Source organism: Thiomicrospira microaerophila (assembly GCF_000934765.1).
GTDB classification, from domain to species: domain Bacteria; phylum Pseudomonadota; class Gammaproteobacteria; order Thiomicrospirales; family Thiomicrospiraceae; genus Thiomicrospira; species Thiomicrospira microaerophila.
On sequence record NZ_JYNN01000101.1, the window covers coordinates 1 to 1,412 of the forward strand.

Consider the following 1,412-nt stretch of genomic DNA (forward strand, 5'->3'; position numbering starts at 1 on the left):
CACTAAAAAGAGTTAGCGCATGAAAAAAACAAATTAGCGCTGAGTTCGAATTGTTCGGTTTCTTGTTCGCTGATTTTTTGAGCGGACTCTAATTATTGCAGATCATGTCATTATTGGCGCAGGTGCATTAATTTTAAAAGACATCACCAGGCCTGGTTGCTATGTTGAGCGTGGACGTATATTGGAGTCAAAATGACAAATTCAGTATTTATTATTGCAGAGGCAGGCGTTAATCATAATGGCTCGATTGACTTGGCTAAACAGCTTGTCGATGTAGCGGTCGAAGCGGGCGCGAATGCCGTAAAGTTCCAAACGTTTAAAACCGAGCAACTTGTCACCCAAGCAGCACAACAAGCTGACTATCAAACCGCTAACACCGGCGTAAAAGAAAGCCAGTTTTCCATGCTCAAACGCTTAGAGCTAACCGCGCAGAATCATCTAGATTTAATCGCCTACTGCCAACACAAAAACATTGAGTTTATGTCTACGCCCTTCGATATGCCAAGTATTGAACTACTGCACCGGCTAGGCATGCCGCGTTGGAAAATCCCTTCAGGTGAAATAACCAACTACCCCTATTTAAAACAGATAGGCGGATACAATAAACAGGTCATCCTCTCAACAGGCATGGCGGTGCTCGCTGACATTGAAGCGGCCATCGAGGTGTTAATAGCGGCAGGAACCGCCAGAGATAATCTAACCCTTTTGCATGCCACGACCGATTACCCCACTCAAATGCATGATGTCAATCTTCTTGCGATTCAAACCATGGCGCAGGCGTTCAAACTCAAAGTCGGCTATTCCGATCATACCCCGGGCATCGAAGTGCCGACCGCCGCCGTTGCCTTAGGTGCAAGCATTATCGAAAAACACTTTACGCTAGACAAAACCCTACCGGGGCCGGATCACAAAGCCAGTTTAGAGCCGCATGAACTCAACGCCATGATTCGTGCAATTCGAAGCATTGAAATCGCCCTAGGCGATGGCATTAAACGTCCCAGCGCCAGCGAGCAAAAAAACAAACAGGTAGTTAGAAAAAGTATTGTTGCAAAAACAGCCATTCAACAAGGTCAGCAATTTAGCGAGCAAAATCTAACCATAAAACGACCAGGCCTGGGTATCTCGCCGATGCGCTGGAACGAAATCATCGGTCAACGGGCCCAAAAAAACTATCAAGCCGACGAGCTGATCTAAGCCAGTCTACATTTATCTTGAAACTACGAATACAAACCACCCGCGTCGCGAGGAGCGCAGCGACGCGGCAATCTCTGACCAGTCGCGCACACCCCCGTCATTCCGGCGCAGGCCGGAATCTCCAGCCAACTGCGCAATGACAAGTTTTTCAACCAGTAAAAAATCCATTTAAAAACCCATCCGAGCAGGCTATAATTTTCAACAAGTTAAACCAACAC

The 1,412-nt window shown here is 46.9% G+C and carries 2 protein-coding genes; one reads left to right on the forward strand and one right to left on the reverse strand.

Going from position 1 to position 1,412, the window contains the following annotated elements:
- Positions 1 to 192: 192 nt before the first annotated feature.
- Complete coding sequence (neuB, locus tag NA59_RS12725; protein ID WP_044413582.1) at positions 193 to 1,194, forward strand: N-acetylneuraminate synthase; 1,002 nt, start codon at positions 193 to 195, stop codon at positions 1,192 to 1,194.
- A gap of 12 nt (positions 1,195 to 1,206) precedes the next feature.
- On the opposite strand, the gene NA59_RS15625 is transcribed toward neuB, so the two are convergent.
- Positions 1,207 to 1,362: a hypothetical protein gene (locus NA59_RS15625; RefSeq protein WP_232504100.1), complete on the reverse strand. Its 156-nt coding sequence runs from the start codon at positions 1,360 to 1,362 to the stop codon at positions 1,207 to 1,209.
- Positions 1,363 to 1,412 lie beyond the last annotated feature (50 nt).

Coding starts and splice junctions, on each gene's coding strand:
- NA59_RS15625 (WP_232504100.1), bottom strand. CDS start 1,362: ATGGATTTTTTACTGGTTGAAAAACTTGTCATTGCGCAGTTGGCTGGA.
- neuB (WP_044413582.1), top strand. CDS start 193: ATGACAAATTCAGTATTTATTATTGCAGAGGCAGGCGTTAATCATAAT.